Origin of the sequence: Kocuria sp. CPCC 205261, from assembly GCF_040981025.1 — a bacterium.
GTDB classification, from domain to species: domain Bacteria; phylum Actinomycetota; class Actinomycetes; order Actinomycetales; family Micrococcaceae; genus Kocuria; species Kocuria marina.
In genome coordinates, this window is the sequence record NZ_JAVKPU010000007.1 from 36,176 (window position 1) to 58,577 (window position 22,402).

21 protein-coding genes, 1 tRNA gene and 1 riboswitch are annotated in these 22,402 nt (G+C 68.6%); of the genes, 14 read left to right on the forward strand and 8 right to left on the reverse strand.

Translation table 11 applies throughout. The features are described 5' to 3' along the window. Positions 1–210: 210 nt before the first annotated feature. Positions 211–1,845, forward strand: a complete 1,635-nt coding sequence (gene groL / locus RF646_RS08245) for a chaperonin GroEL (protein WP_064847215.1) — start codon at positions 211–213, stop codon at positions 1,843–1,845. Between the two features lie 239 nt (positions 1,846–2,084). Next, positions 2,085–3,062: an RNase H family protein gene (locus RF646_RS08250; RefSeq protein ID WP_368835699.1), complete on the forward strand. Its 978-nt coding sequence runs from the start codon at positions 2,085–2,087 to the stop codon at positions 3,060–3,062. An 8-nt stretch (positions 3,063–3,070) separates the two neighbouring features. On the opposite strand, the gene RF646_RS08255 is transcribed toward RF646_RS08250, so the two are convergent. The 4 genes from RF646_RS08255 to RF646_RS08270 form a co-directional block, all read right to left on the reverse strand. After that, entirely contained in the window at positions 3,071–3,361 is a 291-nt protein-coding gene (locus RF646_RS08255; RefSeq protein WP_064847213.1) for a WXG100 family type VII secretion target, read from the reverse strand. Positions 3,362–3,467: 106 nt separating this feature from the next. Then, positions 3,468–4,940 carry a HAMP domain-containing sensor histidine kinase gene (locus tag RF646_RS08260; RefSeq protein WP_179861285.1) on the reverse strand — a complete coding sequence of 491 codons (1,473 nt, stop codon included), beginning with the start codon at positions 4,938–4,940 and terminating at the stop codon, positions 3,468–3,470. A 4-nt stretch (positions 4,941–4,944) separates the two neighbouring features. Next, positions 4,945–5,658, reverse strand: a complete 714-nt coding sequence (locus tag RF646_RS08265) for a response regulator transcription factor (protein WP_035963961.1) — start codon at positions 5,656–5,658, stop codon at positions 4,945–4,947. A gap of 87 nt (positions 5,659–5,745) precedes the next feature. After that, complete coding sequence (locus RF646_RS08270) at positions 5,746–6,003, reverse strand: hypothetical protein (RefSeq protein ID WP_368835700.1); 258 nt, start codon at positions 6,001–6,003, stop codon at positions 5,746–5,748. 149 nt (positions 6,004–6,152) lie between these two features. Between RF646_RS08270 and RF646_RS08275 the strand changes: the two genes are divergently transcribed. The 3 genes from RF646_RS08275 to RF646_RS08285 are packed head-to-tail and all read left to right on the forward strand — an operon-like array spanning position 6,153 to position 8,384. Continuing rightward, positions 6,153–6,536 carry a cold-shock protein gene (locus RF646_RS08275; RefSeq protein ID WP_368835701.1) on the forward strand — a complete coding sequence of 128 codons (384 nt, stop codon included), beginning with the start codon at positions 6,153–6,155 and terminating at the stop codon, positions 6,534–6,536. Further along, the gene (locus RF646_RS08280) at positions 6,529–7,080 is read left to right on the forward strand and encodes a DUF3027 domain-containing protein (protein WP_368835702.1); all 552 of its coding nucleotides are present in this window, start codon (positions 6,529–6,531) and stop codon (positions 7,078–7,080) included. The genes RF646_RS08275 and RF646_RS08280 overlap by 8 nt, the downstream gene beginning before the upstream one ends. Before the next feature lie 56 nt (positions 7,081–7,136). Next, positions 7,137–8,384, forward strand: coding sequence for an MFS transporter (locus RF646_RS08285; RefSeq protein ID WP_085107044.1), 1,248 nt, complete (start codon positions 7,137–7,139; stop codon positions 8,382–8,384). Between the two features lie 6 nt (positions 8,385–8,390). On the opposite strand, the gene serC is transcribed toward RF646_RS08285, so the two are convergent. Beyond that, positions 8,391–9,509, reverse strand: coding sequence for a phosphoserine transaminase (gene serC / locus RF646_RS08290; RefSeq protein ID WP_312917415.1), 1,119 nt, complete (start codon positions 9,507–9,509; stop codon positions 8,391–8,393). Between the two features lie 206 nt (positions 9,510–9,715). Between serC and RF646_RS08295 the strand changes: the two genes are divergently transcribed. The 4 genes from RF646_RS08295 (at position 9,716) to RF646_RS08310 (ending at position 13,487) form a co-directional block, all read left to right on the forward strand. Further along, entirely contained in the window at positions 9,716–10,426 is a 711-nt protein-coding gene (locus RF646_RS08295; RefSeq protein ID WP_064847209.1) for a metal-dependent transcriptional regulator, read from the forward strand. Between the two features lie 359 nt (positions 10,427–10,785). Further along, positions 10,786–10,984: riboswitch (cyclic di-AMP (ydaO/yuaA leader) on the forward strand. 3 nt (positions 10,985–10,987) lie between these two features. Next, positions 10,988–11,599: a C40 family peptidase gene (locus RF646_RS08300; protein ID WP_144998660.1), complete on the forward strand. Its 612-nt coding sequence runs from the start codon at positions 10,988–10,990 to the stop codon at positions 11,597–11,599. A 232-nt stretch (positions 11,600–11,831) separates the two neighbouring features. Beyond that, a complete protein-coding gene (locus tag RF646_RS08305; RefSeq protein ID WP_368835703.1) occupies positions 11,832–12,914 on the forward strand; it encodes an NlpC/P60 family protein in 1,083 nt (360 codons plus the stop codon). Between the two features lie 285 nt (positions 12,915–13,199). After that, positions 13,200–13,487, forward strand: a complete 288-nt coding sequence (locus RF646_RS08310; protein ID WP_064847234.1) for a hypothetical protein — start codon at positions 13,200–13,202, stop codon at positions 13,485–13,487. Positions 13,488–13,673: 186 nt separating this feature from the next. On the opposite strand, the gene RF646_RS08315 is transcribed toward RF646_RS08310, so the two are convergent. Next, entirely contained in the window at positions 13,674–14,555 is an 882-nt protein-coding gene (locus tag RF646_RS08315; RefSeq protein ID WP_368835704.1) for a DUF4031 domain-containing protein, read from the reverse strand. Between the two features lie 75 nt (positions 14,556–14,630). Between RF646_RS08315 and RF646_RS08320 the strand changes: the two genes are divergently transcribed. Beyond that, a tRNA-Arg gene (locus RF646_RS08320) sits at positions 14,631–14,703 on the forward strand. A gap of 223 nt (positions 14,704–14,926) precedes the next feature. On the opposite strand, the gene RF646_RS08325 is transcribed toward RF646_RS08320, so the two are convergent. Further along, positions 14,927–15,628 (reverse strand): hypothetical protein, encoded by a 702-nt coding sequence (locus RF646_RS08325; protein WP_368835705.1) that lies wholly within the window; start codon positions 15,626–15,628, stop codon positions 14,927–14,929. A 107-nt stretch (positions 15,629–15,735) separates the two neighbouring features. Between RF646_RS08325 and RF646_RS08330 the strand changes: the two genes are divergently transcribed. Both RF646_RS08330 and pcrA read left to right on the forward strand, forming a co-directional pair. Beyond that, positions 15,736–16,464 carry an integrase gene (locus RF646_RS08330; RefSeq protein WP_231885634.1) on the forward strand — a complete coding sequence of 243 codons (729 nt, stop codon included), beginning with the start codon at positions 15,736–15,738 and terminating at the stop codon, positions 16,462–16,464. Positions 16,465–16,523: 59 nt separating this feature from the next. After that, the gene (gene pcrA, locus RF646_RS08335; RefSeq protein WP_368835706.1) at positions 16,524–18,980 is read left to right on the forward strand and encodes a DNA helicase PcrA; all 2,457 of its coding nucleotides are present in this window, start codon (positions 16,524–16,526) and stop codon (positions 18,978–18,980) included. Positions 18,981–19,199: 219 nt separating this feature from the next. Here the strand turns inward: pcrA and RF646_RS08340 are convergent, their stop codons facing one another. After that, entirely contained in the window at positions 19,200–20,000 is an 801-nt protein-coding gene (locus RF646_RS08340; protein WP_144998671.1) for a hypothetical protein, read from the reverse strand. A 221-nt stretch (positions 20,001–20,221) separates the two neighbouring features. Here RF646_RS08340 and sucC point away from each other — a divergent pair, with 221 nt between their 5' ends. Then, positions 20,222–21,391, forward strand: a complete 1,170-nt coding sequence (gene sucC, locus RF646_RS08345; protein ID WP_085107038.1) for an ADP-forming succinate--CoA ligase subunit beta — start codon at positions 20,222–20,224, stop codon at positions 21,389–21,391. 32 nt (positions 21,392–21,423) lie between these two features. Continuing rightward, positions 21,424–22,341 carry a succinate--CoA ligase subunit alpha gene (gene sucD, locus RF646_RS08350; protein ID WP_368835707.1) on the forward strand — a complete coding sequence of 306 codons (918 nt, stop codon included), beginning with the start codon at positions 21,424–21,426 and terminating at the stop codon, positions 22,339–22,341. The last annotated feature ends 61 nt before the right edge of the window (positions 22,342–22,402 follow it).

Below are 22,402 nucleotides of genomic sequence, written 5' to 3' on the forward strand. Positions count from 1 at the left end.
GCGTTTGCGGTTCCGGCATGACGAGTGCCACTATGGGATTAGCACTCAGTCGCGTGGACTGCTAACCGGGTCCGGTGGTGGTCGCGCGGCGGACGAGTGACATCACGGTGAGGTGGTTGCGGCGCGGTGAGGATCGCGGCGCGGCACCGTCCGTCGCGGGCATCGTGATGACAAGTCTTGTTTGTCAACCGTCCAGGAGGGACGAAACACATGGCAAAGATGATCGCATTCGACGAAGAAGCCCGCCGCGGCCTCGAGCGGGGCCTGAACACCCTCGCGGACGCCGTCAAGGTCACCCTCGGCCCGCGCGGACGCAACGTGGTCCTCGAGAAGTCCTGGGGCGCCCCCACGATCACCAACGACGGCGTGTCCATCGCCAAGGAGATCGAGCTCGAGGAGCCGTACGAGAAGATCGGCGCCGAGCTCGTCAAGGAGGTCGCCAAGAAGACCGACGACGTCGCCGGTGACGGCACCACCACAGCCACGGTGTTGGCCCAGGCCCTCGTGAAGGAGGGCCTGCGCAACGTGGCCGCCGGTGCGGACCCGCTGTCCCTCAAGCGTGGCATCGAGAAGGCCGTGGCCGCCGTGACCGAGCAGCTGCTGTCCTCCGCCAAGGAGATCGAGACCGAGGAGGAGATCGCCGCGACCGCGTCCATCTCCGCCGCGGACCCGGAGATCGGCAAGCTCATCGCCGAGGCCATGGAGAAGGTCGGCAAGGAAGGTGTCATCACCGTCGAGGAGTCCAACACCTTCGGGCTGGACCTCGAGCTGACCGAGGGTATGCGCTTCGACAAGGGCTACCTCTCCGGTTACTTCGTGACCGACGCCGACCGTCAGGAAGCCGTCCTCGAGGACCCCTACATCCTGATCGTCAACTCCAAGATCTCCGCCGTGAAGGACCTGGTCCCCGTACTCGAGAAGATCATGCAGGCCGGCAAGCCGCTGCTGATCATCGCCGAGGACGTGGACGGCGAAGCGCTCGCCATGCTCGTGCTGAACAAGATGCGCGGTGCCGTGAAGTCCGTGGCCGTCAAGGCTCCCGGTTTCGGTGACCGCCGCAAGGCGCAGCTTGCGGACATCGCGATCCTCACCGGCGGCCAGGTCATCACCGAAGAGGTGGGCCTGTCGCTCGAGTCCGCCACGATCGACCTGCTGGGCCAGGCCCGCAAGGTCGTGGTGACCAAGGACGAGACCACCATCGTGGACGGCGCCGGTACGCAGGAGGAGATCGAGGGTCGCGTGGCCCAGATCCGCGCGGAGATCAACAACTCCGACTCCGACTACGACCGCGAGAAGCTGCAAGAGCGCCTGGCCAAGCTGGCCGGCGGAGTGGCCGTCCTCAAGGCGGGTGCCGCCACCGAGGTCGAGCTCAAGGAGCGCAAGCACCGCATCGAGGATGCCGTGCGCAACGCCAAGGCCGCCGTGGAGGAGGGCATCGTCGCCGGTGGTGGCGTGGCCCTGATCCAGGCCGGTGCCAAGGTCTTCGAGTCCCTCGGGCTGTCCGGGGACGAGGCGACCGGTGCCAACATCGTCAAGGTCGCGATCGACGCGCCGCTCAAGCAGATCGCGCTGAACGCCGGTCTCGAGCCGGGCGTGGTTGTGGACAAGGTGCGCGGGCTCGAGACCGGTTGGGGCCTCAACGCCGCCACCGGCGAGTACGAGGACCTCATGGCCGCGGGCATCAACGACCCCGTTAAGGTGACCCGTTCCGCCCTGCAGAACGCGGCGTCCATCGCCGGGCTGTTCCTGACTACCGAAGCCGTGGTCGCGGACAAGCCCGAGCCCGAGGCCGCCGGTGCGGGCGCGGGTGCCGATCCCATGGGTGGCATGGGCGGCATGATGTGATCTCGCTCTTCTGAGTGAGTTCCGCCCGCTACACGGGCGGACATTGCGAGAACCCCGGGGACACGTGCTGTCCCCGGGGTTCTCGCATCTCCGGGAGTGCTCGCGCACCCGGGTGCTCTTCGCGCGCCCGGGTGGTGGCCCCGGGGCGGTCCGCTGAACCGCGGGCCAATGCGGGACCGGGCGATCGCCTGCCAGCGGCGGTGGTTCAACGTGTCGGGAGGTTTTGCGAGGATGAGCGCATGACGATCATCGCTTCCGCGGACGGCTCCGCACTCGGCAACCCCGGACCCGCGGGGTGGGCCTGGTACATCGATCCCACCTCGTGGCGCGCGGGGGGTTGGGCCCACGGGACCAACAACATGGGCGAGCTCACCGCGGTGCTCGATCTGCTCCGCTCCACCCGGCACCGCGCGGACGAACCGCTGCGGGTGCTGTGCGACAGCCAGTACGTGATCAACTCGGTCACCAAGTGGATGCCGGGCTGGAAGAAGAAGGGCTGGAAGAAGCGCGACGGCAAACCCGTGCTCAACGTGGAGATCATGAAGGCGCTGGACCGCGAGCTCTCCGGTCGGGACGTCAGCTTCGAGTGGGTCAAGGGGCACGCGGGTCACGAGCTCAACGAGGCCGCGGACGAGCGCGCCCGCGCCATGGCCACGGCCTACCAGTCCGGCACCGCGCCGGAGGACATGCCCGCGGGGCCGGGCTTCCGGGACGACGCGGGCCGCGGAATCGAGGCGGGAGACGTGGAACCGGATCTTTTCTCCGCGTGGGCCTCCTCGGAGGACCTCTCGGCGGGTCACGCTGGGTCCACGGACTCCACGGACTCCACGGACTCCACGGACTCCACGGACTCCCCGGATTCCGGCGGCACCCCCGAGCATCTCATCTCGGACGCGGTCTCGCGTGAGGCCACGGTCCTCGGCCGCGGGAATGCTCCCGGTGGACCGGGGGAGTCCCTGCACCCCGACCTGGTGTGCGTGGACCGGCGAGGTGCCACGGCAGCCCCCGAGTCCGTGCTGAGCATCGTCGAAGCGGCAGGGTGCGAGCCCCGGGAGCTGCGGGTCACGGCCCTGGGCGCGCATGCCTACCACGTGAGCTACCGGCTCGAGGAGACATCCGTCGTGACCCGGCGCAGTTCCGTGTGGGTCCGCGAGGACCAGCACCACGACATGGGCCCATGGCTACTGCGGTACCACCAGGTCACGGCGGAGGTCTGAGCCCGGGCTCACCCGGCGAACATCCGCGCGTTCGCGGCCTCGGTCTCGGCGTACTGGGTGCCCGCGGTCGCGAGCGCCTGGTTGATCTGGGCCACGGCCTGTTCCATCTGGGCCTGCGCGGAGCGCCAGGAGTGGAAGGCCTCCTGGAAGCTGGCCGAGGCGGTGCCGGTCCACGAGGCCTGGAGATCGGCGAGCGTGGCGCTCATGCCGTTGACCTCGGAGCTGAGCCGTTCGATGTGCCCGTGGGCCTGCTGAGACTTGGCGGCAATGGTGTCACTGTCCACGACGAAGTGGGCCATGGTGTTTCCTCCCTGGAGCGGATGCGGTGGCCGGTGGGTTGCCGGGCCCGATCCACGCTAGGCAGCTCGTGCCGCGCAACGCCTCGGAGAGGGAGGGGATGGGGACTCAGGCGTCCTCGGAGTCCTCGTCCACAGGTTTCGTGTGGGGGATCCGCACGGTGAAGGTCGCCCCGCCGCCGTCGGTCTCCTCGAGTTTCACCGCGCCGTCGTGCTGGGCGATGATCGCGGCCACGATGGACAGGCCCAGCCCCGTGCCGCCGGTCTCGCGGGTGCGGGAGGAATCCGCGCGGTAGAAGCGTTCGAAGACGCGCTCGGCGTCCTCCCGGTCGATACCGGGCCCGTGGTCGCGCACCTGCAGTACGGAGGTGAACCCGCCGTCCACGGCACTCTCCAGACCCACCGCAAGTTCGAGCGGCGATCCCGCGGGGGTGTAGCGCAGGGCGTTGGTGATCAGATTGGCCACGACCTGGCGCAGCTTGGACTCGTCCCCGTGCACCCACGCGGCCTCGGGCTGGGAGTCGTGCAGCCCCACGACCCGCACCGTGCGGTCCGGTGCCGTGGCGTGGGCGTCGGACGCGGCGTCGTACGCCAGGTGCAAGAGGTCCACTGGTCGAGTGGTGGCGACCCGGCGTTCGTCCAACCGGGCCAGGGTCAGCAGGTCCTCCACGAGCTGGGTCATCCGCTTGGACTCGGACTCGATGCGTTCCATGGCCTTGCCCACGTCCTCGGGCGTCTGCAGCGCGCCGTGGCGGTACAACTCCGAGTACCCGCGGATCGACACCAGGGGGGTGCGCAGCTCGTGGGAGGCGTCCGCGACGAACCGCCGCAGTTTGATCTCGGAGCGGGTGCGGGCGTCGAACGCGTCCTCGATGTGGCCGAGCATCGCGTTGAGCGAGCCCGAGAGCTGTCCGATCTCGGTCTGGGGGTTGTAACCCTCCATGCGCTGGGAGAGGTCCCCCTCCGCGATCCGGGCGGCCGTGGCCTCGACCTGCCGCAACGGTTGGAACGCCCGGGTGACCATGACCCAGCCCACGGTCATGGCCGCGAGCAGGGTGGCCAGGCCGAAGCTGAACGTCAGCAACCCCACGCCGGAGATGATCGCGTTGGTGCGGTCCAGGGGTTCGGCCACGACCACGGACATGTCGAACGCCGTGAGCTTGGTGGGCACCACCCGCCACTTGCGCTCGGGGACGCCCACGGATCCCACGGTCTCCGCCTGGCCGTCGTGGGCCATGACGTAGTCCAGGGTCATCCCGCTGAGATCTGGACTCGAGCTGTCCGGGGACGTGCCGGTACCGCTGCGAGCGCTCGCCACCACGTTGCCGTTCTGATCCAGCAGGTACCCCGAATTGGGCACCGGTGTGGTCACGTCACCCTGCAGCGCTCCCGTGAGCACCGGGGCCACGGTGTTCACGGATCCGCGCAGTTCCTGGTCCATGCTGGTCACGAGCGAGTCGCGCAGCACGGACACGGCCACGAGCGTGGTCACCGAGATGCTGATGGCCAGCAACAGCCCCGTGAGGGCCATCAGCTGGGAACGCAGGGATGCGGAGCGGAACCGGCGGGTGAGGACGTTCAACGGTTCAGTGGCGCTTGTCCGCCGAGCGCAAGAGGTAACCCACGCCGCGCTTGGTGTGGATCAGGGACGGCTGCTCGGGGTCGTTGTCGATCTTGCGGCGCAGGTAGGAGATGTAGGACTCCACGATGGAGGCGTCCCCGTTGAAGTCGTACTCCCACACGTGGTCCAGGATCTGGGCCTTGGACAGCACCCGGTTGGGGTTGAGCATGAGGTAGCGCAGCAGCTTGAACTCGGTGGGGGACAGGTCGATCTCGCGCCCGCCGCGGAAGACCTCGTGGGCGTCGTCGTCCAGGACCAGGTCGTCCACGCGCAGCCGGGAGTCCTCCTCCTCGAGCGGCTGGGTGCGGCGCAACACGGCGCGGATGCGGGCGACGACCTCGTCCAGGCTGAACGGCTTTGTCACGTAGTCGTCACCGCCCACGGTCAGGCCGGCGACCTTGTCGTCGGTGTCGTCCTTGGCGGTGAGGAACAGGATGGGGAAGTGGCGTCCGGCGGCGCGCAGCTTGCGGGTCACGGAGAATCCGTCGATGTCCGGGAGCATGACGTCCAGCACGGCGAGGTCCGGGTCCTCGGCCTCGGCCTTGAGCAGGGCGTCCCGGCCGTTCGCCGCGGTGACCACTTCGAAGCCCGCGAATCGCAGGGAGGTGGCCAGCAGTTCCAGGATGTTGGGTTCGTCGTCGACGACGAGCAGTTTCGCTTCGGGTGTTTTCGTGTTCACGCCCGTCAGTATCTCCGAGTTTCCTGAATGGATTCTGTTCTCGGGCCGTCCGTTATCTGGAAGGACGGCGACGCCGCTGCGCGCGCCTCAGCGGGCTGAGCGCCGTCGCGCGCCCCGCAACAGTTCCACGCACATCAGCAGGAAGGCCACGGGGAGGAAGATCGCGGGGAAGACCGTGAACCCGCCCCAGATCACGTGCCCGCCGGCGGCCGCCACGAGCACCGCCACCAGCGACAGCACGCACACGAACGCGAGGACCAGTGTGACGACGAGCAGGGGGGACATGCCCCGGTGAGGGCTCGGAGAGGTGCGGCCGGATGCGGTGGGAACGGTGGGTTCGGACATGGTCCTCACGGTAGCAAGGACCGGTTACGCGGTGGGTTGAATCCGGGCCCGGGGCGATCGTGAGGGGGCTAAACTATTGACTTCGCGAGCCGCCCGCGTTCCCGTCGGTGGCCGCGCAGACACGGCGACGAGAGACTGAGGTGATCCGCGTGCCCACGGGCAAGGTCAAGTGGTTCGACGCAGACAAGGGTTTCGGCTTCCTGGCCACCGACGACGGCCAGGAAGTGTTCCTGCATTCGTCCGCCCTGCCCAAGGGGGTCACCACGGTCAAGCCCGGGACCCGCATGGATTTCGGGATCGCGGACGGCAAGCGCGGTGCGCAGGCCCTGTCCGCGACCTTACTGAGCAAGCCGCAGTCCGTGGCTCGCAACACGCGCAAGCCCCCCGAGGAGATGGCCGTGCTCACCGAGGACCTCATCCGGTTGTTGGACGGGATGTCCAACGGACTGCGCCGGGGGCGCTACCCGGACCGCGTGCACGGCAAGAAGATCGCGACCATCCTGCGCACCGTGGCGGATGAGCTCGATGTCTGAGACCACCGCGGAGACCGCTCCGCAGCGACCCACGGGGCGTACACGCACACCCAAGCAGGACCCGGTGCTTACGGGCGCGGTGGATCTCGCGCGGGAGGCCGTGCTGGCCCCCGTGGCGGACGCGTCCTCGGTGGGGGAACACCTCGGTGTCACCGTGCACGAGGACCGGCTGCTGACCCACCTCTTCGACTGTCGCCTGGCTGGCTACCCCGGCTGGGCGTGGTACGCGACCGTGGCCCGGGCCCCGCGCAGCAAGCACGTGACCGTGTGCGAGACCGGCCTCGTGGCGGGTCCTGATTCCCTCCTGGCCCCGGACTGGGTGCCGTGGGAGGAGCGGATGCAGGAGCAGGAGGCGCAGGACGAGCACGACTCCCCGGCGGAGGGGGACGAGCACCCGGGCGACGGGCGGGACTCCGCCGACGCCGAGCACGCCGGTGACGGTGACACCGCACCCGCCGAGGAGACCTCCACCGATGGGGAGACCTCCCGCACCGAGGACGAGTCCGCTGCATCGGAAGACGCCGAGGACGGCTCAGCATCGTAGGCAGCGGACCGGGCGCCGCCCCCGGGACCCCGCCGCCGGCGGTCCCGGAGTCGGGGATGTTCCGGTCCCTGCGCATCCGTAACTACCGTCTGTGGTTCACGGGTGCGCTCGTGTCCAACGTGGGTACGTGGATGCAGCGCACCGCCCAGTCATGGCTCGTGTTCGATGAACTGACCGATCACGACGCCACGGCCATGGGCGTGGTGATGGCCCTGCAGTTCGTTCCGCAATTGCTGCTCGCCCCCTACGCGGGGGTGCTCGCGGACCGCTACGACCGGCGCCGGATCCTTGTGATCACGCAGGGTGTCATGGCGCTGCTGGCCCTGGGGTTGGGCATCCTGTTGCTCCTGGACGTCGCGCAGTTGCCCACCGTGTACGCGTTCGCGCTAGGCCTGGGGATCGTCGCGACGTTCGACGCCCCCGTCCGGCAGACGTTCGTCTCGGAGATGGTCCCGGACACCCACGTGTCCAACGCAGTGGCCCTGAATTCCACATCGTTCAACTCGGCGCGGTTGATCGGTCCCGCGGTCGCCGGTGTGCTGGTCGCCGCCGTGGGTACGGGGTGGGTCTTCATGATCAACACCCTCACGTTCGCCGCGATGATCTGCGCGATCGTGCTGATCGACGCCGCCAAGTTGCGTCCCGCTCCACGCGCGCGGCGGGCACGCGGGCAGATCCGGGAGGGCATCGGCTATGTGCTCCACCGCCCGGACCTCGTGGCGGTCATGAGCACGATCTTCATGATCGGCACGTTCGGGATGAACTTCGCCGTGTTCCTCGCGGCCATGGGCGGTTCCGTGTTCGGGCGCGGCTCCGAGGAGTTCGGCGTCCTCAACTCGATCCTGGCAGTAGGCACCCTGACCGGGGCGTTGCTCTCCGCCCGCCGCGCGCGGGCGCGGTTGCGCTACATCTTCTTAGGCTGCGTGGCCTTCGCGATCACGTGCCTGGGTGCGGCCACCGCCCCCACGCTGTGGGTTTTCGCGCTGTGGCTGATCCCGTGCGGCATCGCGTCGCTCACGATCATGACCACCGCCAACGCCTATGTCCAGACGACCACCGCACCCGCGATGCGCGGGCGCGTGATGAGTCTCTACATGGCCATCTTTATGGGCGGTACGCCGATCGGCGCACCCACCGTGGGGTGGCTGACCGACACGCTCGGGGCGCGGTGGGGCATGGGTGCGGCGGTGCTCGCCGGGGTCGTGGGCGCGCTGATCGGCGCGTGCTTCGCGTGGCGACTGCGCCGGGAACGGCAGCTCGCGACGTCGTCCACGGCGGCGCCGGGGACGACGTCGCGCGGCTGAGTCCGCTCAGTCCAGGCCGTTCGCCACGGTCCAGTCGATGCACTCCAACAGGGCGCGGACGTCCTCCGACGGTACGGAGACGAACGTGGCGATCCGCAACTGGTTGCGCCCGAGCTTGCGGTACGGCTCAACGTCCACCACGCCGTTCGCGCGCAGGACGGCCGCGATCCGGGCGGCGTCCACCGCGTCGTCGAAGTCCACCGTGCACACCACGGGGGAGCGGTGCTCGGCCAGCGTGACGAACGGGGCGGCGACGTCGCTGCGTTGCGCCCAGTCGTAGACGAGCCCCGAGGTCTCGGCCGTGCGGCGGGATGCCCAGTCCAGACCGCCCTGGGCGTTGAGCCAGCCCGCCTGCTCGTTGAGCATCACGAGCCCCGCGAGTGCGGGGGTGTTGTAGGTCTGGTGCTTGCGGGAGTTCTCCACGGCCGTGGCAAGGGACAGCACGTCCGGGATCCAGCGACCGGACGCGGCGATGCGCTCGACCCGCTCGAGCGCGGCGGGGGAGAAGGCGGCGAACCAGATCCCACCGTCACTGCCGAAGTTCTTCTGCGGGGAGAAGTAGTAGACATCGGTCTCAGAGAGGTCGACCGCCATCCCACCCGCGGCGGACGTCGCGTCGATGACCGTCAGAGCGCCGTCGTCCGCGTGAACGCGCTGTACGGGCATGGCGACGCCGGTGGAGGTCTCGTTCTGGGGCCACGCGTAGACGTCCACCCCGGGCGCCACGCGAGGCCCCTCGGGGCGCGAACCGGCCGGGGCCTCGATGACCACGGAGGATTCGAGGAACGGTGCGCGATCCGTCACGTGCGCGAACTTGGCGCCGAACTCCCCGAAGCTGAGGTGCTCGGCGCGCCGGGACACGAGGCTGAAGGCCGCGCTGTCCCAGAAGGTGCTGGACCCACCGAGACCCAGCACGATCTCGTACCCCTCGGGCAGTGCGAAGAACTCGGCGAGGCGCTCCTGCACCTGCGCTACCAGGTTCTTGACCGGGGCCTGGCGGTGGGACGTACCCAGCAGTGTGCTGCCACCGCGTTCGAGCGCGGCCACCTGCTCGGCCCGCACCCGGGACGGGCCCGCGCCGAAACGGCCATCCGCGGGCAACAGGGACGGGGGGATCACGGGCATGCTGGTCACGAAGGCTCCTCTGGCGGGCGGTCGGGTGTGTCCCCCATTGTGCCCGCCCGGGGAGTCGATGGCGCGTTCGAGACGCCTGCCGCCAGGACACCCACTGGCTATAATTATCCTGAATCATTCAGACTAGGCTGAACGGCAGCCCCCACCGGGGGTCGTTGACCCGCGCGCTGTGGTGCGCAGAAATCTGAGGACGAACCATGAGCGGCGATCTGATCGACACCACCGAAATGTACTTGCGCACGGTGCTGGAGCTGGAGGAAGAGGGGATCACCCCCATGCGAGCCCGCATTGTGGAACGCCTGCACCACTCCGGCCCCACCGTGTCTCAGACCGTCTCCCGCATGGAGCGCGACGGCCTGCTCTCGGTCGCGCCGGACCGCTCCCTGCAACTCACCGAGGCCGGGCGCACCACTGCTGTGTCCGTGATGCGCAAGCACCGGCTCGCCGAACGACTCCTCGCGGACGTGGTGGGCCTGGACATGGCGCACGTCCACGAGGAGGCCTGCCGATGGGAACACGTGATGAGTGAGCGCGTGGAACAGCGGCTCGTGAACCTCCTGGGGGATCCCGAGAACTCCCCGTACGGCACGCCCATCCCGGGGCGGGGCGAGCACCACGGCACCGGTGCCGCGGCCGAGGTCTTCGACGGCCTCACCCTGCTCGAGGTCGCCGGAGCCCAAGACTCCACGGAATACGTGGTCCGGCTGCTGCCGGAAGTGGTGCAGGCGGATCAGGAACTCATCGAGATGCTCAGCTCCGCGGGCATCCTCACGGGCTCCAGGGTCACGGCCGAGATCAACCCCGGGGACGAGAACCGGGTTGTGGTGACCCGGGTCGATTCGGGAGTGTCCCTGGACCTGGACTCCGCCACCGCACGCGCCATTCGGGTGGCCGCCGCCGAGGCCTGATCGCCGCTGCGTCTCTCCGCGGTTGCTTCCGGTGACGTCGGAACGCGACGCGCCGTGATCTTCGAGAAGTTGACCGTGATCTTCCGACTGTGTGGACAATCACGGGTGATCGGCGCGGTTTCGACCTTCGCTCACTGGGTGAGCCCTGTATTACCGCAGGTCAGGAGGCTTTTCCGTGGCGTGGACTTTCGAGCGGGCGGGCGTGCTGAGGCGACCGATTGATATCGACGGTCGTGGTAATCCGCGGTGATTCATAGCGACCGATGCCCGATGCGTGACCGGCTGTAATCAAAACGTGACATTTTCGTTATCCATCCTGTACAGTCATGCCCGTGCCGATCACTGGTCGGATCGCCACTCCCGAGCGTTCGCCGAGTTCTGCCATGCGCTCCGGGACCCGTACACAGAACATCCGCATGGCAGAAGCGGGGGAACCACTTCCGGACTCGTTGCATCAGACGGGTCCTTGGGGTCAAGCCAGCACGGCACCTAGGTGCGTGCGGCCGGATGTCTCCCATCCGAACCCGACAGCTCACCTCGTAGGCGCAGGGAGGAACACACATGTCTTTCATGAAGCAGAACTCTGCCCGGCACCGCGCAGAGACGCAGTCGCACCTCGTGCGTAACACCACAATCGGTACGGTCGTCGCTGGTGCCGCCGTGGTCGGCCTCGCGGCCCCCGCGCAGGCCTCGAGCGGTCCCATCGATCTGGGCTCCACGGCTTCCTACGGCTACCAGGCGTCCACCTCCTCGGTGCAGGCCTACAACGCGTCGTACACCATGCAGACCACCAACACCGTGGGCTCCGCCGCCAGCGTGAGCACCCAGTCGAACCACTCCACGGGTGGTCTGGTGGGCACCGCCTACCAGGGCATCGGCGGCGCGTACGTCTGGGGCGGCGTCGGCTTCAAGGCCTGGGACTGCTCCGGCTTCACCCAGTGGGCCTACGCCCAGAACGGCATCAACCTGCCCCGCACCACCTGGGCCCAGTTCGCCGCTGGCACCCCCACCTCCAACCCGCAGCCCGGCGATCTGGTCTCCCAGAACGGCGGCTCCCACGTGGGGATCTACATCGGCAACGGCCAGATGATCTCCGCTCTCAATCCCTCGCAGGGCACTCAGGTTCACTCCGTGAATGCCATGCAGCTGGATGGTTACTACACCTTCCGGTGACCCGGTGACACCGCGCCCGAGCATGATGCGCGGTCTACACCGAGCCACATTGCGGCCGGGTGTGCTGGCTGGGTCCCCGGACCTCGGCCGGCACACCGCGCCGGAACCACCTGAAAACCGAACGTAATCTCCCGCCCAAATCCGTGCACCGCTGCTGCGTCCTGACGGATGTGCCGGTCACCGCACACCTCCGTGCCCTGGGTGGACACGAACGTGTTAGGAAACCACACGAATGTCGAACGAAACCGCTCCTCACGCCGCCAAGGGCCTCTTCGCGGGTAAGGCCCGCACCGTCGCCGCCGTCGCGGCCTTCTCAGGTCTGGCCCTCGCGACCACCGTGTCCGTGCAGGCCACGCAGAATGCCTCCGAGCAGGCCCCCGCCGCCGCTGTGTCCGAGGCTCCCGCCTCCGATAACACCGTCTCCGCGGAGCCCGCAGCCAAGGCCGACAAGGCCCAGGAGAACGCTGCCAAGGAGCAGAAGGCCGCGAAGACCGAGAAGGCGCAGCCCGCCGCTCAGGCTCCCGCTCAGCCCTCCGTGGTCCAGGCCGCTCCCGTGGCCGACGTGACCCCGCTGCAGGCTCCCGCCGTTCCGGCTGCAGCCCCCACCGTCGTGACCGCTTCCGAGAACGTCACCTCGGTCGCCGAGCAGGCTCCGGTGGCCCAGGGCCGCCACGCCGCTCCCGCCACCGCTCAGACCGTTGCCAAGGAGGCCGCCGCCGAGCAGCGCGCCGCTGTGGCTTCCCCGGTGATCCCGAACTACGCCCCCGCCCAGGGTGCCGCTGCCGCCCAGCCCGCGTCCTACAAGGCTCCGCAGGCCCCGGCCGCTCCGAAGGCGCAGGCTGCCCCCCAGGCTCAGGCCGCCACCCAGGTGACCACGCAGTCCAACACCCAGGCGAAGGCCGAGGCTGCTCCCGCCGCCACCCAGGTGACCACCCAGGCCAAGGCTCAGGCTGCTCCCGCCGCCAAGGCCTCCTCCGTGTCCGGCTCCGCGAAGGGCCAGGCCATCCTGGGTGCCGCCGAGGCTCAGGTCGGTGTGTCCCAGGACTGCACCATGCTGGTGACCAACTCCCTCAAGGCCGTGGGCATCAACCACCACGGCTGGCCGGCCAGCTACAAGTCGCTGGGCACCCAGGTCTCCGCGGACCAGGCCCGCGCCGGTGACATCGCCTACTACGCCAACGGCGGTTCCGGCATGGCTCACGTGGCCATCTACGCCGGTAACGGCCAGGCCATCCACGGCGGTTGGAACGGTAACCAGACCGTGAAGACCAGCGCCTACGTGGGCTCCGGCCCCGAGTTCATCCGCGTCGGCTGAACCGGATCGAGTTCGGCACAGCGCTGATCCGCGCGGCGCCACACCTCGTGTCGAGTCGGGACCGGTTGTGTACCCGATCCCGATGAGAGCGATAGAGAACGTACGGACCCTGTTGACCGCAGGGTCCGTGCGTTTTTTCGTGCCCGGAACCCGGAACTTGGAACCCGGACGTGGACCGGCAGCGGTGATCACTCGGCCCACCTAGCACCCGACCCCCCTTCGTGCAGGCGTCGATCGCGGATCGGCCCCAGCGATCGCGCAGCCCCGGCCCGTAGAATGGACGCCATGCCCTCCGATCTCTCCACCGCCGCACGCACCCCGCAGGACCAGGAATTCACCTACTACGCCGTGGGCATGGTTGCCGGTGCCATCCCGGGGATCGTCGTGGGGTTCATAGTGGCCGCGTTCGTGGGTCACGCCGCCATGTGGTTGTCGGTTTTCGGTGGCGTGGGGATCATCATCGGCCTCGTGGTCGCCACGGTCGTCTTCCGGCGACGCCGCGCGGCCGCCCGGGCAGCCCAGCCCACCTCGCCCGCAGCGCCGGGCGACGACGTCGCCGATCGCCGCAGCTGAGCCCGTCCCACCGGGGACCCGGCACGCCGCTGTCGGCGCTCGTCGCAGACCCACCCACCGGAGAGCCGGGTCGACGTCGCTGGGTATTCGTACGGGTCCGCGTGGCCGTCCAGCCCGGCCCCGAGCTCCACGCGGCGGTGAGTTCTCTCCGTCCCCCGTTACTTCCAATCGACCTCGAAGGCCGGCTCAGGCCGCGATCAGCTGCGTGATCTCCCGTTCCAGGTTCTCCCGGGCGCGGGCCTCCCACAACGTCACCGCACGAGGATCGTGGAACAACGTGTCTTTTTCCAAGAGTCCGCGCAGGATCTCGGCGCGGCCCGCCCTGAACTGCTCGTCCGGGACGTGGGCGTACTCGCGGCGCACCGTGGTCCGATACCGCTCGTACTCGTTCTCGCTGCCGCCCAGCACGGACAGGTCCGCGTCCACGAGTCGACAGGCGTCCACGTCGCTCGGATCCGGGCGGTGGTCCACGGTCACGAGCACGAGCTCCGCCACGCGGCGCCCGATGGCCGCGGGCCACTCCGGGCCTGACAGTCGTTGCCGGGCCAGCTCGGCGGAGTCCCGTTCGTCCTGACCTGCTTGCCCGTCATACACGGCATCGTGGAACCACGCGGCGAGCACGAGCTCCGCGCTCGGGGCGCCGTGGGTGAGCCGGTCGATGCCTTCCAGCACGTTCAGCAGATGCGAAGGCCCGTGGTAGACGCGGTGCGGTTCGCTCCAGCGGCTCAGCAGCTTGGCACCCAGGTCGGGATGCTCGGGGAAGTGGTGCGCCCAGCGGCGCGTGAGGGTCACCGCGAGCTTGGCCGGGCGGCGTCGTGCGGGGACCCGCAGGCCACTGTGGATCAGGACACGGACGAGTTTCTTGCCGTCGACAGCGAGGGCACCCGCGGCCACAGCGTCAGCGTGGCGGTGCGCGGGGACGTCGTAGTGGTCGCGGTCGAAGGCACGTTCCGAGACCCCCAGGCCGCGGGCGAACTCGTGCAGCTCGGCCAGGGAGGTGTCGGAGATCAGGTGCGAGAACACCGTGCCGTGCGCGGGCCATCGGGGTGGATCGATGTAGACGGTCATGGCTCCATTGTGCGCTGTTCCGATGTGCTCTCAACTCGCGGGGGGAACGCGCCGCCGATACAGTGGTGCAGTGTTGCCCCCGTAGCTCAGGGGATAGAGCACGGCTCTCCTAAAGCCGGTGTCGTTGGTTCGAATCCAATCGGGGGCACCGAGGACGTCCCGCCCGATAACGGGCGGGACGTCGTCATTCCCGCAGTGCATTCCCACAACCGGCCGACCCGCCCAGCGAAACCCGCCCGCCCGGTGAGGATGGCCGACCCCGCACGTCAACGGGGATGTATGAGTGGAGTAAAAGCAGCCCGCGGCCCTGAGACCTGCGTCAGCTCAGTGGAATCGCGGCGTGGGGAAGCGCGAGGGGTGTATCCCCGAGCTCAGGCGCGCGGGCGCTGGCCCGGCAGCTTGCCCTCGGAGAAGTCGTCGAGTTTGCGGCGCGTCACGGATACCGCCACGATCACGGCGATCAGCACGAGCAGAGCGAACAACACCCACCGCGCGATCACGAGCCCCGAGGCGAGTGCCACGGCGGACGCGTCCGCGGGGTCGGCCACGGCGGCGTCGAGCACGGTGTTGCCCACCAGGAAGACCACCGCGTAGACCAGGATGACCGCCCAGTACACCCATTTGCGGGCGCGCTGCGGGGTGTTGAGCCCGGTGAACAGCAGCCAGCCCAGGCACATGAGAAGGGGAGTGAAGAGCCCCGTGGTCGCGTGCACGCCCTCGTACTCGGTGCGGCCGTCCGCGCCCAGGCCGCGGGCGAAGTCCGCGAGGTGGCCATGGGAGAAACCGCCGGCCATGAGTTCGGGCGCGGTGACGCCGCCGGCAAGGTTTCCGGAGACACCCTGCAGCACGAGCAGGTGGTAGTAGAGCCATAGCGCGGCACCCACGAAGAACGCGACGCCCACCAGGATCCCGGCCGACGACGCCTTGGTGGGTTCCGCGGCGAGCTCACCGGGGCGCATCTCGTGGACGCTCGCGGGGCGCACTCGGGGTGCACGAGCGGGCGAGGACCCCGCCTTCGCGGAGCCCGCGTTCTCCCCGTACTTCCTGGCCTTCTGCGCTCTGGTCATACCCATGGCCCCATTATCCCTCGGGTTGTACTGTGAATGACTACGGGTACCACGCTCGATGACGAGGTGGTGAACAGGTGCCCCGCGGGCACTGCGGAAGGGTGGTGACGGTCATGGAACTCTCCATCGGCCTGCCGGACGGACTGCTCATGAGCGCGGGTGACGGCACGGAACTCACCCTGTACGAGGCCGATCACACCACGGTCCGGCGCAGGATCAACTGCTCCGTCCTGGAGGGCGCGCGGATCGCGGACATCGTGTGGTCCCACAAGCTCTCCGCCGTGATCGCCGCCGTTCCGGACAAGAACCAGTTGTTCCGCTGGGACCCGTACACCGACGCCCTCCAGGAGTACGGCGGCACGGGTGAGCCCGGCCGCCGGGACGGGAAGATCGCCCAGGCCAAGTTCGCGGCCACGGTCTCGATCACCGAGGCCGGTGACGGCAAGTTGTGGCTCGTGGACAAGGATTCCTCCGCGCTGCGCTACATTGCGATCGATACGGACCGGCCCGACGGCGATCCCCACGTGGTCACGGTCATCGGCCGCCACGGTGCCGGGTACCAGGACGGCCCTGCGGCGGACGCCAAGCTCGCCCGCCCCGAGGACCTGCAGATCCTCTACGACGGTTCCGTGGTGGTCGCGGACACCGGCAACGACGCCATCCGCCATTTGGACCCCTCCGCGGGGGAGGTCTTCACCATTTACGGCGGGCCCGACCAGGACGGGGACGACCTCGACGAAGACGTCGTGCTGCAGGCCCCGGCGCGGGTCACCGTCGCGGATTCGCACCTGTGGGTCGAGGACGCCAACGGGCGCCACCTGTTGGAACCGCGCTACGTGTGATCCGGGGTTGTCCACGGGCCGGTGAGGGCGTCCCCACCGCTGGCTAAACTGGTGCCACCATGGACTTCCTCTCTGACCATCCCCTCCTGTCCGCGGCCTCGGTGCGCTCGGCGAACGCGCCCGACTCGGACGAGTTCTCCCAGCCCACCCCGGCATCCGGGGCTCAACTCGTGGAGGGACTGAACGACCCCCAACGCGCCGCCGTGGAGCACGCGGGTTCCCCGCTGCTCATCGTGGCCGGTGCCGGTTCCGGCAAGACCAGGGTCCTCACGCACCGGATCGCCTACTTGCTGGCCACGGGCCGCGCCCGCCGGGGGGAGATCCTCGCGATCACGTTCACGAACAAGGCCGCCGCGGAGATGCGGGAGCGGATCGTGGATCTCGTGGGGGAGTCCGCGCGCTCCATGTGGATCTCCACGTTCCACTCGCTGTGCGTGCGGATCCTACGCCGCGAGGCCAAGACCCTGGGGCTGTCCACCAACTTCTCCATCTACGACTCCGCGGACTCCCTGCGGTTGATCACCCAGGTGGCCAAGCAGCATGAGTTGGACCCCAAGCGGTTCGCGCCCAAGGCCATCCAGCACAAGATCTCCGCCCTCAAGAACGAGCTCGTGGACGACGAGACCTACCTGGCCCGCGCGAGTTCCTCGGACCCGTTCGAGTCCGCCGTGGCCCGGGTCTACCGGGGCTACACCCAGCGGTTGCGCGCGGCCAACGCCATGGACTTCGACGACCTCATCGGCGAGACCGTGCACATGTTCCGCGCGTTCCCTCAGGTGCTCGAGTACTACCGACGCCGCTTCCGACACGTGCTCGTGGACGAGTACCAGGACACCAACCACGCCCAGTACGCGCTCGTGCGGGAACTCGTGGGAGGCGGTTCCGAGAACCACCCGGATGACTCCGGGATCCCGCTGGCCGAACTCACGGTGGTGGGGGACTCGGACCAGTCCATCTACGCGTTCCGCGGCGCGGACATCCGCAACATCACGGACTTCGAGCGGGACTTTCCCTCCGCACGCACCATCCTGCTGGAACAGAACTACCGCTCCACGCAGAACATCCTCTCCGCGGCCAACTCCGTGATCTCTCAGAACGCGGACCGCCGGGACAAGAAACTGTGGACCGCGGAAGGCGATGGCGCCCCCATCATCGGGTACGCCGCTGAGAACGAACACGAAGAGGCTCGCTTCATCGCGGAGGAGATCGACACGCTACAGGACGAGCACGGGATCCGCCCCGGCGACGTCGCCGTGTTCTACCGCACCAACGCACAATCGCGCTCCCTCGAGGAGATCCTGATGCGCGTGGGATTGCCCTACAAGGTGGTGGGCGGGACCCGCTTCTACGAGCGCAAGGAGATCAAGGACGCCATATCCTACCTGCGCGCGATCGCGAACCCCGCGGACGACATCACCGTGCGGCGCATCATCAACGAGCCCAAGCGAGGGATCGGGGACCGCGCCCAGGGCTCGATCGCGGCGCTCGCCGACCGCGAGGGCATCTCCTTCTCCGAGGCCATGCACCGCTTGGACGAGGCACCCGCCCTGGCCACTCGCTCGGCGAACGCCATCAAGAAGTTCTCCCAGCTCATGGACGATCTCGCGGAACTCGCTCAGGGCGCCTCGGTGACCGCGGTTCTCGAGGCCGTACTCGAACAGTCCGGGTACCTCGAGGCCCTGCGTACGTCCACCGACCCGCAGGACGAGTCCCGTGTGGAGAACCTCGCGGAGCTCGTGGCCGTGGTGCGCGAGTTCGAGAAGGACCACCCGGACGCGGGCCTCGGGGAGTTCCTGGAACACGTGGCCCTCGTGGCGGACGCGGACCAGATCCCCACCCAGCCCGAACCCGAGGGCGGCGCGAGTGCCCAGCAGATCGCGGAGCAGGTCGCGCAAGCGCGTTCCCAGGGGGTCGTGACGCTCATGACCCTGCACACCGCCAAGGGACTCGAGTTCCCGGTCGTGTTCCTCACGGGCATGGAGCACGGGATCTTCCCGCACCAGCGCAGCTTCGCCGACGCCTCGAGCATGGAGGAGGAACGCCGCCTCGCGTACGTGGGGATCACCCGGGCGCGCAAACGGCTGTACCTCACGCGCGCCGAGTCCCGCTCCATGTGGGGGCAGTCCCAATTCAATCCCGCAAGCCCGTTCCTGGACGAGATCCCTTCGCGGTTGATCGAGTGGAAGCGTGAGGGCGCCAGCGCCGCGGGCGGATGGGGTTCGCCCGTGCACGCCGGATTCCAGGCCCGCGATCCGTTGCGCGGTTCCTCGTGGGGTGCGGGCGCCGGATCCGGGGCAAGTTTCCGCAGGCTCTCACCGGCCTCCGCCGGGCGCGTGCAGCCCCAGCGGGAGATTCCTTCCCTCAGCGTGGGGGACACGGTGGAGCACAAGGCGTTCGGCCGCGGTTCCGTGGTCGCCATGGAGGGCTCTGGGGACAAGACGGTCGCCAAGGTGCGCTTCGGTGCGGAGGAGAAGCGGCTCCTATTGCGTTACGCGCCCATGACCAAGGTCTCGTAAGGGGTACGACGCCGCGGCCCCGTCGCGCGCGGTGTCGTGCGGTGCGCCGAAACGCACCGGGTGGCTCGAACCTGCCTGGCGAACCCATCTGGCGGCCCGGCGCAGCCCGGTGTGCTGAGACTCACCCGGATGCTCGAACCGTTCGGGTGGCCCGGCGGGATCGGAGCGCAACCGATCAGGGTTGCTCCCAGGCATGGAGACAGTAGAGGCGGTGATCGCTCAGACGAAGATCAACACGAGCACGGTGAACAGCGTGGTCACGCGCAGGGATTCGCCGGAGCGGACGTGGATCACGCCCAGCAGCACGCAGCTCAACAGGGTGGTCACGGCGGCCGCCTGGCCGCCGGCGAGGAAAGCCACGGCCCCCATCGTGAGGCCCGCCACGAGACCGCCCCACGGGACCCACCGGGACCCCCGGAACGTGAGGACCTCCCGGATGGCACGGTGCGAGTACGCCAGCAGGCCCGCGACCAGGAAACTGCGGCCCACCAGGTAGCAGACCCACGCGACCATCGCGAGCCACCCGAGGGGCCCGTACACGTCGAACAGTTGCAGGTAGCGGTCCAGCGGGGCCAGACCCCACGGCGCCCCGATCAATGCGGGCAGCACGATCGCGAGCACCACGGCCAGGACGAAGCACAACAGGATCTCCCGCCAGCGGCGGTGGTCCACCCCGCCGTCGACGCCGACTCGGCCCGCGGCGGCGTCGTCCCGGCCGTCGACCGCGTCGTCGCGCCCCGCGCCCGTTTCCTCGCTCGGTAACGGATCGACCCCGCGGCGCCGGGACCAGGCCACCAGGGCGCGCGCGAGCAGCACCCACAGTGCCCCGAGACCCACCCATTCCACGACCTGCCAGCCCAGGGGATAGAAGGTGGATACCGAACCCGTGAGGGTCAGGATCGTCCCGCTGACCACCAACTCCAGCCCGAGTGCCACGAACGAGAAGGTGGCCAACGAGGCCATGAACCCCGGGTCCGCCTCGCGGGCGTCCCAGATCTCCGGCAGTCCGATGCGTCGCATGCCCCCAGTCAACCAGCCGCTGCCGTGCGGGCGGGAATCCCGGGCCCGGTCCCGCGGTGTCCGCGGGGGCCGGGTGTGACGCGAATCAAGGGCCCATGGCCTAAAATGCTCGTGAGGGCTCTGTGAGCGCAGTGCTGCGCTTCATCCCCCCACATCAGGTCGCTCCAACCGGGGGTTCCCGGTGCGGAACGACACACCTCGACGCAGAAGGACACTTATCCGTGGACCTGTTTGAGTACCAGGCACGCGACCTGTTCGAGAAGCACGGCGTTCCCGTGCTGGCCGGCATCGTCGCCACTACCCCAGAAGAAGCCAAGGCAGCAGCAGAGAAGATCGGCGGGGTCACCGTCGTCAAGGCACAGGTCAAGGTGGGCGGCCGCGGCAAGGCCGGCGGTGTGAAGGTCGCGAAGTCCGCCGACGAGGCCTACGAGTACGCCCAGCAGATTCTGGGAATGGACATCAAGGGCCACACCGTGCACCGCGTGATGATCGCGCAGGGCGCGGACATCGCCGAGGAATACTACTTCTCCGTCCTGTTGGACCGCGCCAACCGCTCCTACCTGGCCATGTGCTCGGTCGAGGGGGGCATGGAGATCGAGCAGCTCGCCGTGGAGCGCCCGGACGCCCTGGCCCGCGTGGACGTCAACCCCGCGGAGGGCATCACCGAGGCCAAGGCCCGCGAGATCGTGGAGCAGGCCAAGTTCGACGCCGAGACCGCCGAGAAGGTCGTCCCCGTGCTCGTCAAGCTCGGTGAGGTCTACACCAAGGAGGACGCCACCCTGGTGGAGGTCAACCCGCTGGTCAAGACCGGCGACGGCGAGATCCTCGCCCTGGACGGCAAGGTCTCCCTGGACGACAACGCCGAGTTCCGCCACGAGGACCACGCGGCGCTCGCGGACAAGTCCTCCGCGGACCCCCTCGAGGAGAAGGCCAAGGAGAACGACCTCAACTACGTCAAACTCGACGGCGAGGTGGGCATCATCGGCAACGGTGCCGGTCTCGTGATGTCCACCCTGGACGTCGTGGCCTACGCCGGTGAGAAGCACGGCAACGTGAAGCCCGCCAACTTCCTGGACATCGGAGGCGGCGCGTCCGCCGAGGTCATGGCCGCCGGTCTGGACGTGATTCTCAATGACCCGCAGGTCGAGTCCGTGTTCGTCAACGTCTTCGGTGGCATCACCGCGTGCGACGCCGTTGCCAACGGCATCGTGAAGGCGCTGGACATCCTCGGTGACTCCGCCACCAAGCCCATCGTGGTGCGTCTGGACGGCAACAACGTGGAGGAGGGCCGCCAGATCCTGCGCGAGGCCAACCACCCGCTGGTCACCTCCGCGGACACCATGGACTCCGGCGCCGACAAGGCGGCCGAGCTGGCCCACTCCGCCAAGTAATCGCCCACGCGAACAGCTATCAGGAAGAAGACATGTCGATCTTTTTGAACAAGGACTCCAAGGTCATCGTTCAGGGCATCACCGGCGGCGAGGGCACCAAGCACACCGCGCGCATGCTCGCTGCCGGCACGAACGTGCTCGGCGGTGTCAACGCCCGTAAGGCGGGCACCACGGTGAACCACCAGGACAAGGACGGCAACGCCGTCGAACTGCCCGTGTTCGCCAGCGTGAGCGAGGCCGTGCAGGAGACCGGGGCGAACGCGTCGATCGTGTTCGTACCGCCGGCCTTCTGTAAGGACGCCGTGATCGAGGCCATCGACGCCGAGATCCCGCTCGTGGTGGTCATCACAGAGGGTATCCCCGTGCAGGACTCCGCCGAGTTCTGGGCGCACGCCAAGGCGAACACCGGCGCGGACGGCAAGCCAAAGACCCGGATCATCGGCCCTAATTGCCCGGGCATCATCTCCCCCGAGGAGTCGCTGCTGGGGATCACCCCCGCGAACATCACGGGCAAGGGCAAGCTGGGCCTGGTCTCCAAGTCCGGCACGCTGACCTACCAGATGATGTACGAACTGCGGGACCTGGGCTTCACCACGGCCATCGGCATCGGCGGTGACCCGGTCATCGGCACCACGCACATCGACGCCCTCGAGGCCTTCGAGGCGGACCCCGAGACCGAGGCCATCGTGATGATCGGTGAGATCGGCGGCGACGCCGAGGAGCGCGCCGCGGAGTTCATCAAGGCGAACGTAACCAAGCCCGTGGTGGGCTACGTCGCGGGCTTCACCGCTCCCGAGGGCAAGACCATGGGCCACGCCGGCGCCATCGTCTCTGGTTCCTCGGGCACGGCCCAAGCCAAGAAGGAGGCCCTCGAGGCCGCCGGTGTGAAGGTGGGCAAGACCCCGTCGGAGACCGCGCAGCTCATGCGGGAGATCTTCGAGGGCAAGTAAGCCCCTCCCGGCGCTTCGCCGCCGGTGCATCCACGACGACGCCGCTCGCCCACCTCGGTGG

What these genes read in the sequence shown, in the direction of transcription:
- groL (WP_064847215.1), top strand. Translation starts at nt 211, where the DNA reads ATGGCAAAGATGATCGCATTCGACGAAGAAGCCCGCCGCGGCCTCGAG.
- RF646_RS08250 (WP_368835699.1), top strand. Translation starts at nt 2,085, where the DNA reads ATGACGATCATCGCTTCCGCGGACGGCTCCGCACTCGGCAACCCCGGA.
- RF646_RS08255 (WP_064847213.1), bottom strand. Translation starts at nt 3,361, where the DNA reads ATGGCCCACTTCGTCGTGGACAGTGACACCATTGCCGCCAAGTCTCAG.
- RF646_RS08270 (WP_368835700.1), bottom strand. Translation starts at nt 6,003, where the DNA reads ATGTCCGAACCCACCGTTCCCACCGCATCCGGCCGCACCTCTCCGAGC.
- RF646_RS08280 (WP_368835702.1), top strand. Translation starts at nt 6,529, where the DNA reads ATGTCTGAGACCACCGCGGAGACCGCTCCGCAGCGACCCACGGGGCGT.
- RF646_RS08285 (WP_085107044.1), top strand. Translation starts at nt 7,137, where the DNA reads ATGTTCCGGTCCCTGCGCATCCGTAACTACCGTCTGTGGTTCACGGGT.
- serC (WP_312917415.1), bottom strand. Translation starts at nt 9,509, where the DNA reads ATGCCCGTGATCCCCCCGTCCCTGTTGCCCGCGGATGGCCGTTTCGGC.
- RF646_RS08295 (WP_064847209.1), top strand. Translation starts at nt 9,716, where the DNA reads ATGAGCGGCGATCTGATCGACACCACCGAAATGTACTTGCGCACGGTG.
- RF646_RS08300 (WP_144998660.1), top strand. Translation starts at nt 10,988, where the DNA reads ATGTCTTTCATGAAGCAGAACTCTGCCCGGCACCGCGCAGAGACGCAG.
- RF646_RS08305 (WP_368835703.1), top strand. Translation starts at nt 11,832, where the DNA reads ATGTCGAACGAAACCGCTCCTCACGCCGCCAAGGGCCTCTTCGCGGGT.
- RF646_RS08310 (WP_064847234.1), top strand. Translation starts at nt 13,200, where the DNA reads ATGCCCTCCGATCTCTCCACCGCCGCACGCACCCCGCAGGACCAGGAA.
- RF646_RS08315 (WP_368835704.1), bottom strand. Translation starts at nt 14,555, where the DNA reads ATGACCGTCTACATCGATCCACCCCGATGGCCCGCGCACGGCACGGTG.
- RF646_RS08325 (WP_368835705.1), bottom strand. Translation starts at nt 15,628, where the DNA reads ATGGGTATGACCAGAGCGCAGAAGGCCAGGAAGTACGGGGAGAACGCG.
- RF646_RS08330 (WP_231885634.1), top strand. Translation starts at nt 15,736, where the DNA reads ATGGAACTCTCCATCGGCCTGCCGGACGGACTGCTCATGAGCGCGGGT.
- pcrA (WP_368835706.1), top strand. Translation starts at nt 16,524, where the DNA reads ATGGACTTCCTCTCTGACCATCCCCTCCTGTCCGCGGCCTCGGTGCGC.
- RF646_RS08340 (WP_144998671.1), bottom strand. Translation starts at nt 20,000, where the DNA reads ATGCGACGCATCGGACTGCCGGAGATCTGGGACGCCCGCGAGGCGGAC.
- sucD (WP_368835707.1), top strand. Translation starts at nt 21,424, where the DNA reads ATGTCGATCTTTTTGAACAAGGACTCCAAGGTCATCGTTCAGGGCATC.